This window comes from Algoriphagus halophilus (assembly GCF_900129785.1).
Classification (GTDB): domain Bacteria; phylum Bacteroidota; class Bacteroidia; order Cytophagales; family Cyclobacteriaceae; genus Algoriphagus; species Algoriphagus halophilus.
Map to the genome: position 1 here is coordinate 416,378 of NZ_FSRC01000004.1, position 9,083 is coordinate 425,460.

At 38.5% G+C, this 9,083-nt stretch carries 8 protein-coding genes; 7 read left to right on the top strand and 1 reads right to left on the bottom strand.

Annotated features, from left to right (window positions below):
- The first annotated feature begins 142 nt into the window (after positions 1–142).
- Positions 143–1,471 (top strand): M16 family metallopeptidase, encoded by a 1,329-nt coding sequence (locus BUR11_RS20790; protein WP_074226943.1) that lies wholly within the window; start codon positions 143–145, stop codon positions 1,469–1,471.
- Positions 1,472–1,498: 27 nt separating this feature from the next.
- Positions 1,499–3,544 carry a M16 family metallopeptidase gene (locus BUR11_RS20795; protein WP_074226944.1) on the top strand — a complete coding sequence of 682 codons (2,046 nt, stop codon included), beginning with the start codon at positions 1,499–1,501 and terminating at the stop codon, positions 3,542–3,544.
- 39 nt (positions 3,545–3,583) lie between these two features.
- Here BUR11_RS20795 and BUR11_RS20800 read toward each other — a convergent pair whose 3' ends face one another.
- Positions 3,584–5,224 carry a M61 family metallopeptidase gene (locus BUR11_RS20800; protein WP_074226945.1) on the bottom strand — a complete coding sequence of 547 codons (1,641 nt, stop codon included), beginning with the start codon at positions 5,222–5,224 and terminating at the stop codon, positions 3,584–3,586.
- Between the two features lie 136 nt (positions 5,225–5,360).
- Here BUR11_RS20800 and rpmH point away from each other — a divergent pair, with 136 nt between their 5' ends.
- The 5 genes from rpmH to BUR11_RS20825 are packed head-to-tail and all read left to right on the top strand — an operon-like array spanning position 5,361 to position 8,815.
- Entirely contained in the window at positions 5,361–5,519 is a 159-nt protein-coding gene (gene rpmH, locus BUR11_RS20805; protein WP_074226946.1) for a 50S ribosomal protein L34, read from the top strand.
- Positions 5,520–5,567: 48 nt separating this feature from the next.
- Positions 5,568–5,960: a ribonuclease P protein component gene (gene rnpA, locus BUR11_RS20810; RefSeq protein WP_074226947.1), complete on the top strand. Its 393-nt coding sequence runs from the start codon at positions 5,568–5,570 to the stop codon at positions 5,958–5,960.
- Positions 5,953–7,614 (top strand): S41 family peptidase, encoded by a 1,662-nt coding sequence (locus BUR11_RS20815; protein WP_074226948.1) that lies wholly within the window; start codon positions 5,953–5,955, stop codon positions 7,612–7,614. The genes rnpA and BUR11_RS20815 overlap by 8 nt, the downstream gene beginning before the upstream one ends.
- Positions 7,614–8,309, top strand: a complete 696-nt coding sequence (gene tsaB, locus BUR11_RS20820) for a tRNA (adenosine(37)-N6)-threonylcarbamoyltransferase complex dimerization subunit type 1 TsaB (RefSeq protein ID WP_317045310.1) — start codon at positions 7,614–7,616, stop codon at positions 8,307–8,309. The genes BUR11_RS20815 and tsaB overlap by 1 nt, the downstream gene beginning before the upstream one ends.
- Positions 8,306–8,815, top strand: coding sequence for a DUF2480 family protein (locus BUR11_RS20825; RefSeq protein WP_074226949.1), 510 nt, complete (start codon positions 8,306–8,308; stop codon positions 8,813–8,815). The genes tsaB and BUR11_RS20825 overlap by 4 nt, the downstream gene beginning before the upstream one ends.
- Positions 8,816–9,083: the final 268 nt, after the last annotated feature.

Here is a 9,083-nt window from a genome sequence, read left to right on the forward strand (position 1 = left end):
TTATTTTTTAGTAGAATGTTTTAAATTAGGGAGCCCTGACAAGAAAATATCCATTTTAGTGTTCGTATTTGAACATTTAAACCTTTTCAATTAAAACTCGATTGAAATAATACACAGAATTTAATAACCCCATCTTTTTACAATGAGAAAATTTACCGCTTTAGGCATGTTGGCCGGAATTCTGAGTATTCCTGCTTTTGCCCAAAACAAAATTGAATTCAAAGAATTTGATTTAGACAATGGATTGCACGTGATCATGCATCAGGATCAAAGTACACCTATTGTGGTGACTTCCGTTTTGTATCATGTAGGATCCAAAAATGAAAATCCAGAACGAACAGGCTTTGCTCACTTCTTTGAACACCTCATGTTTGAAGGATCTGAAAATATCGAGCGTGGCCAATATATGAATATCATCCAAGGAAGAGGAGGAACCTTGAATGCCTACACATCTAATGATATCACGTATTACTATGAATCTTTACCTTCCAATGAACTGGAACTCGCTTTATATATGGAAAGTGAGCGAATGCTTCATTCAAAGGTGGATGAGACAGGAGTAGAGACTCAACGTGAAGTTGTAAAGGAAGAAAGACGGCAGCGATATGAGAACCAGCCATACGGTACGATTCTTCCAGAAACCTTGAAAAGAGCCTACTCCAAGCACCCTTACCAATGGGCTCCAATTGGATCTATGGAACATTTGAATGCTGCTTCCATTGAGGAATTCCAACAGTTTTACAAAGATTTTTATGTCCCTAATAATGCCACATTAACCATTGCAGGGGATATTGATTACAAACAGACTGAGGATTGGGTAAGAAAGTATTTCTCAGAAATCCCTATGGGAAAGAAAGAGATTTATAGGCCTAATGTAAAAGAGCCGAAGAAGACAGAAGAAATCCGTGATGTGATCTATGACAATATTCAGATTCCAGCGGTAATCCAAGCTTATAATCTTCCTCCTAAAACATATGAAGATTCCTATGCATTATCTATGCTATCTACTTATTTGACTGGAGGAGCCTCTTCTTTGATGACCAAAGAGTTGGTGGATAAGCAGCAAAAAGCGTTGGTGGTGGCTGCAATTCCATTGGAATTGGAAGACGGTGGAATTTTCATCATGTATAGCATTGCGAATATGGGAGTGGAACCTAAAGACCTAGAGTCGGAAATAGATAAATTGATTTTACAGGTTCAAGAAGAGGGATTGAGTGACCAGGATTTCACTAAGCTGAAGAATATCATGGAAAACAATATTGTAAGCAGTAATTCTTCCATGGCAGGTATTGCGGAAAACCTCGCAGAAGCACACGTCATTTATGGAGATGCTAATTACATCAACAAAGTAATGGATGCTTACAGTAAGGTGACGAAAGAAGATATTCAACGTGTAGCAAAGGAGTATCTGGATCTTAAGGGGAGAGTGGTTTTGTATTACTTGCCAAAGGCCCAACAACCTGCTCAATAATTGTTTCACCTAAATACTCCAATCGACATGAAAAAAATAGCAATATCGTTTGTATTAAGTTTTATGATAGCTGTGGTGAGTTTTGCTCAGCTAGATAGAAGCCAATTCCCTAAATCAGGTCCAGCACCAGAGATAAAAATAGGAGAAGCAGAAACCTTCACCTTGGACAATGGGCTAAAAGTCTTCGTCGTTCAAAATGATAAACTTCCTCGAGTAGCATTTACCCTGGTATTAGAAAGAGATCCTTTATTGGAAGGGGATAAGGCCGGACTTACAGGTTTTGTAGGAGAAATGATGACAGGAGGTACGACCACCAGAACCAAAGACCAGTTGGATGAGGAAGTAGACTTTATTGGTGGAAGTTTGTCAGCAGGCTCTACTTCTATATTTGCATCTTCTTTGAAAAAGCACCAGGCTAAAATTTTGGAATTAATGGCTGATGTGCTTTATAATCCGGTTTTTCCACAAGAAGAACTAGATAAATTAAAAAAGCAATCCCTTACTGCCTTGGCAACCAGCAAAGATGATCCTGGTGCCATTTCTTCAAGGTTGGTCAATGCCATGATATATGGTAAAGATCACCCATATGGTGAAGTGACCACTGAAGAAACCATCAATAATATTACTGTTGAGGATATTAAGAAATACTACGAAACTTTCTTCAAGCCCAATATTGCCTATTTGGCTATTGTAGGAGATATGGATAAGGCTGAAGCTGAAAAAGTAGTGAATGAGTTTTTTGCAAAATGGGAGCCAGGAGATGTTCCAACATTTACTTATAAGACCCCAGAAAGACCGGAAGAAAATGTGGTAGGGTTAGTGGATAGAAGTTCCTCTGTACAAACCAATATCAATATTGTACAGCCTGTGGATTTGAAAATCGGAGATGAGAATTACATTTCCAGTAGACTGGTAAACCAGATTTTGGGAGGCGGATCTTCCTCTAGATTATTTATGAACCTAAGAGAAGATAAAGGCTATACATATGGTGCTTATTCCTCTATTTCCTCAGATAAATTGATCGGGGAGATTTCTGCGAATGCTGCTGTAAGGACAGAGGTAACGGACTCCGCTGTGGTACAATTTATTTATGAATTGGATAGGTTGGTTAAAAGTGGGGTTACAGAAGAGGAATTGGAAAAAGCGAAGTCTAATTTGGCAGGCTCCTTTGGCCGTTCATTGGAGAGCCCTTCGACCATTGCCAATTTTGCATTGAACACAGAGCGTTATAATCTGCCTAAAGATTATTATGCAACCTACCTTCAAAAAATGAACTCCTACACGGTGGAGGATATCAATAAAGCAGCGGTGGATTTAATTCAGCCTGATAAAATGTATATCACAGCCGTAGGGAATGGTTCCGAGATCAAAGACAAGCTTGCTCAGTTTGGAGAAGTAAGAATGTATGACAACATGGGGGATCCTGCCAAAGAAATTGAAATGGCTGATGCCAGCTTGACTGCTGAAAAAGTGTTAGAAAACTATATTTCTGCCATTGGAGGAGAAGAAGCAGTTTCCCAAATCAAAGCAGCAAAATTAGTGATGGCTGCAGATGTCTTGGGCAATGCTGTACAAATAGCGATGACTTTTGATGATGCCAATATGAGATTTGGTCAAAAGACCATGGTGATGGGTAATGTCATGCAAAGTTCTACCATGATGGATGGAAAAGGATCTATTTCTGCTCAAGGTCAAACGATAGAAATGACAGATGAACAGTATGAGGAAGCGAAGATGAATGCTTTTTTCATTCCTGAATTACATTATGCTGCAATGGGATATGCTACCCAATTGGATGGTGTGAAGGATGTGGAAGGTACGCCGGCATATAAAGTGATCATATCAAATCCATCTGGAGCCAAAGTAATTAACTATTATTCTGTGGATTCTGGTTTGAAAATCAAAAATGAAAATGAAAAAGCCGGTGATACATTCTATTCCGACTACCAAGAAAAGAATGGTGTGTTGATACCGATGTCTTGGACGATGAAATCGCCTATGCTTCCAGTGCCTTTGGAAGCTAAGATTGAAACTTTGGAAATCAATCCTCCGCTGACTGAAACTGACTTTTAATTAATTAAAAAAAGGGCCGAATCAAAATCGGCCCTTTTTTTAGTTCATCCATTTTTTTCTGATATCAGTCTCTTCAGCTATAGCTAAATTGATTTGAGGAAAATACCTCTCTGTAGACTCAAATGTGCATTCAAATCGATTTCCATTCGTACGTTCAACCTTAACTTCAATGTGAGATACTGATTCTTCAAATGAAATTTGATCTCCTATCATCAGTTTGTCAAATGCTGGAGAGTCTGGATGGACTTTGACGATTTTATGATCGTGGGTTAAAATCCCTAGTTTTCCGGCCAAGTGATCTGGATTTGGTCTTTGGACATAGTCTATTCCTAAACAGCTGATTTTTTCTGAGAAGTATGCTAATATATCCTCGTTTCCAGAGATATAATGTTCATAGAAAGTTTTGAAAACTTCCGGTTTTGAAGTTTGGCTTAGAATTAGGTTCCAAAATTCAGATTGACTGTACCCTTTTCTAGGTTTTCCGAATTGTTGCCAAGCCAATTTCATGACTTGAGGAAAACTGCTTCCCCCTTCGATCAACAGTAAATCCAAACAAAAACAGATCAAGCTTCCGTGTGTATAGATGTTTACTTTTCGGTCTGGGATTCCTGGCTGATAGCCATCCAGCCATAGATCAAAGCTGGATTCCAGGATATTTTGATTCTTCCAACCCAAGTTGTTGATCTCCCTTTGTAAGGTGCTTTCAATCTGTTTCAAAAATACCTCCAGGGAATATACTCCTGATTTCAGCAGGTATAAATCACCCATATAGGTGGTAATTCCTTCTAGGAGCCAACCGGCTTGGGTATAAGTTTCCTTCGAAAAGTCGTAGGGTAAAAGTTCTTTTGGTCGGATTCTACAGACATTCCAAGCATGATAAAGCTCATGAGAGCCTACTCCTAAAAGATCTTCCATTTTCAGCTCTTCTACAAGATCAGTTGCAGGGCCTAACGTAATAACGGTTCCTTTCTGGTGTTCTACCCCATGATAATGTTTATAAGGAAGCAATTGAAAAATAAAATGGTACTCTGATTCGGGAAATTCACCGAAATCCCTGATTTGGGTATCTGTGAATTTTTGAAAATTGTACAGGAAAGCCTTGATGTCAAAATGAATGGCTCCCTGAATCCAAATGTGGAATACTGAACCGGTGCTTTCATAAGACCAATGTTGCACATTATTCGATGCCAATAGGGTAGAATCTACTAGCATTTGGAAGTTTTCAGCGATCCATTTTCCCTCTTGGTTTTTAGGTATGGTACAGACGATTTTTTGAAAAGAGGGTAGGTTTACTTCTAATTCAAAGGGATTTTGAGCAAGGCTTTTTACCTCAAAACAACAGTTTATGAAATTGAGATATACTTGCTCTTCATCCACCCAGGCCCCACCTGCATCCATTCTTGCGCAGAAAAATTCATATTCCACGAGGTAGGTATGATTTTTTTCGGATTGAAAGGTCCAACAATCTTTACTCAGTTTTTGAAATTGGATGTTTTCTTGATTCTGATTTTTGATTTGAAAACTTCGAACGTATTGCGCATAATTGGCCAGTTGATATCGCCCTGCGCGCCATGCGGGTAGTTGAAGCTCAATAGTTTGACTTGAATGGGCTTTAATTTCAAGTTGAATTAATATAAACTGGGAGGCTGGATTGGGACAACTTATTGTATATTTGCACATAATTACCGGGTTATAGTCTAACAAATGTATTGGGTAGGTTTGTATTTCAAAAAATGCTACTTATCTTTGCAGTCCTTTTTGAGACCTATTCCTCAGAGAGGATATTCAGGAAGCAAATAGATAAAGATATTCGATCATGAAAAGAACATTCCAGCCTTCTCGCAGAAAAAGAAAAAATAAGCACGGCTTTAGAGAAAGAATGTCTTCTGCTAACGGTAGAAGAGTATTGAAAGCCAGAAGAGCAAAAGGAAGACACAAATTATCTGTGTCATCTGAAAAGACATTGAAGAAGTAATTCTTTGAGGTAGTTTTCGTATGTTCACATACGGTTTTACTCCTTGTGATGAATTATAAACTTCCAAAAAGCGAACGGCTATATGCCGAAAAAGAAATCAAGGAACTTTTTAACGAAGGTTCCTCTTTTTTTTTATTTCCATTTAAAGTCCAATTTTTTGTTAAAAAGCAGGGGGAACATGGAACCCCAAAGGTACTTTTCTCCGTTTCCAAGAAGAAAATCAAAAAGGCTGTAGATAGGAATTTCATCAAAAGAAGGATGAAAGAAGCCTACAGGCTGAATAAACACCTCCTTTCGACTTTAGATAATAAAGTATTAATTTTAGGATTGATATATGTAGGCCCCAAGGATATGGGATTCCACGATATCCAAGCTAAAACTATCCTAATACTTCACAGATTAGTCAAAGAGCTAAACGCTAACCATTCAGGACATGAATAAAACGCTTAAAAAATCATTACTCGTATTCTTGTTGGGTGCAATTGTCCTTTCAGGATTTTTTGCATTTAAAACGAAGAACGATAAGTTGTTTGCGATCGCAAAGAACATAGATATTTTCGCTACCATGGTTCGTGAATTGGATTCTTATTACGTGGATGAAATTGATCCAGATGAGCTAGTGACTATTGGTATCAATGCGATGCTGGAGGAGTTGGATCCTTATACGACTTATATTCCTGAAGAAGAATCCGATGATTTCAGAATGATGACTACCGGTGAATATGGTGGAGTTGGAGCTTTGATCGGAAATAGAGGGGAAGGAAATATTGTCATTATGCCCTATACAGGTTTTCCTGCTCAGTCTGTAGGGATGAAAATTGCTGATCAATTGCTGAAGGTGGATACTGTAGCAGTATCTGATATTCCCACTTCTGAAGTTTCATCCTTATTGAAAGGGCCGGCCAATACAGAAGTATTCGTGCAAGTTAAAAGAGGAGATGATACCTTAGATTTTAATCTGACCAGAAGAAAAATTGTGATCAAGAATGTGCCTTTTTATGGGAAGGTAGATGAGCACACAGGATATATTAAGTTATCTGATTTTACTACCAATGCTTCCAATGAGGTAAGAAATGCATTGTTGGATTTGAAAGGTCAAGGCGTGGATCGTTTGATTTTAGATTTGAGAGACAACCCAGGAGGTTTGGTGAATGAGGCAGCAGAAATTGTTAACTTATTTATTCCAAAAGGGAAAGACATCGTAAAGACAATAGGTAAGCTTGAGAACGTAAACTACACCTATAAAACCAATAAGACTCCGTTGGATAAGGAAATACCATTGGTGGTGTTGATTAATGAAAATTCTGCTTCCGCTTCAGAAATCGTAGCAGGAGCACTACAAGATTATGATAGAGCGGTATTGATCGGGAGGAAATCATTTGGTAAGGGGTTAGTGCAGACTACCATACCGCTTTCTTATAATTCCCAAATGAAAATCACTACTGCCAAATATTATATCCCAAGTGGAAGATGTATTCAGGCAATAGACTATGCTCAAACAAGGGAAAATGGGGAGATTACTACTGTGCCTGATTCTTTGAGAAAAGAGTTTAAGACTAAAAATGGCCGAGTAGTATTGGACGGAGCAGGTATTGAGCCAGATGAGTTAATTGAAAAAGTAAAATATGCTCCTATTTCATACAGCCTGGTAGCAAGAAGTCACATATTTGATTATGCTACCCAGTACGCCCGTTCTCATCCAGAGATTTCAAGCCCCTCAGACTTTTCAATATCTGATGAAGAATATGAGCAGTTTGTGAAATGGCTGGATGGTAAAGAGTATGATTATACGACTTATCTAGAAAAATCAGTTGAGGATTTAACTGAGTTGGCCGAGAAGGAGACTTACTATGATGAAATTAAAGCTCAGATAGAAGCCATAAATACGAAAGTACATCATAGTAAAGAGCAGGACTTAATCAATCATCAAAAGGAAATCAGAAAGATTTTGTCTGAGGAAATTGTATCGCGTTATTATTTCCAAGAGGGAATGATTGAAGCGAGTTTGAATGATGATCCTGCAGTGAAAGAGGCCGTAAATTTTCTGTCCATTCCTGATAAGTACCAGCAGACCTTGACTGCTTCTGTGAAGTAATGATGGCTTTGATTCTATCCATAGAAACATCGACTCCTGTTTGTTCGGTTGCCTTGCATGTGGATGGCCTGTTGCAAGGGCTGAAAGAAGTAGATTTACCTGGAGCACATTCTGAGCGCCTCTTAGGTTTGATAGAGGAATTATTGGAAACTTGCCAGGTGAAGCTTGAAGAAGTAAACGCGGTGGCAGTATCGGAAGGGCCTGGGTCGTATACGGGATTAAGAATTGGAGTGTCTACTGCAAAAGGTTTATGTTTTGCAGGTAACAAACCTTTAATAGGAGTAAATACCCTGGCAGCTTTGGCTAGAGGAGCCATGAATGATCTGGATTCCTCAGCAGTGGTGATTTCTATGTTGGATGCTCGGAGGATGGAGGTATATAGGGAGGTGTTTGATGCGGAGATGAATTCTATTGAAAAGTTGGATGCCGAGGTAATTGAAGAGTCTTCTTTTAAAAAATATTTAGAAAGAGGTCCAGTATATTTTATAGGAGATGCTGTTGCTAAGGTAAAGGAGGTGATTACTCATCCCAATGCAGTCTTTTTAGAGAATAGAATTTCGGCCAAACAAGTTGGGGAAATAGCTTGGGAAAAGTTTCAAAAGGATGAGCTGGAAGATCTGGCTTATTTTGTCCCAAACTATTTGAAAGAATTTAAAGTGTTGAAGTCAAAAAAGAATCCATTGTTAATGTCATGAGTGAAATTGTAAACAGGGTAGCACAAAGTGCAATTGTGTCTTTGGATTTGGAAGAGTTCTATCCTCGGGAAGAGCGTGTGATTTTTGACTTAAAGCCCTTTTTGTATCAAGAATTGGTTTTAAGGGAGAAAGAATTTCGTACTGCGCTGAAGGAGCTGGATTGGTCCCAGTATCAGGATAAGTGGGTTGCCATACTTTGTTCGGCGGATGCAATTGTTCCAAATTGGGCATATATGTTAGTTTCGACCTACCTGACCCCAGTTTCAAAAGGATATGCAGTCGGAGACTTGGATGCTTTGGAAGTGTTGATTTCTGAAAAATGTTTGGGAGAGTTGGACTTAGATAGATTCCAGGATAAGCCCGTAATTGTAAAAGGTTGTTCCAATTTTCCTATTCCACTTTTTGCTTACGGGAGGATTGTTTCCTTGGTTCAAAGCAGGGCAAAGACCATTATGTATGGGGAGCCATGTAGCACGGTTCCACTTTATAAAAAAGCAAAGTCCTGATTTTTAATTCACTGCAAAAAATATTGTAAAAGTTTGAATTTTTCTTGGGTTCAATGCTTGTGAATTTAGGGAAACAGCGCTATGTTTGCACTCCCAATTGAGAAAAGACTCAACGGAAATTGAAATAAAAAGCAAAGGCGAAAAATAATTTAAAAATTTTTTCAAAGAGGTTATTGCGGATTAAAAAAAGCTTCTTACCTTTGCACTCCCTTCAGCAAGGAAGGGAAAAAATTGAGACTTGAAACGAGGGTTTTGAGTGATCGACAGA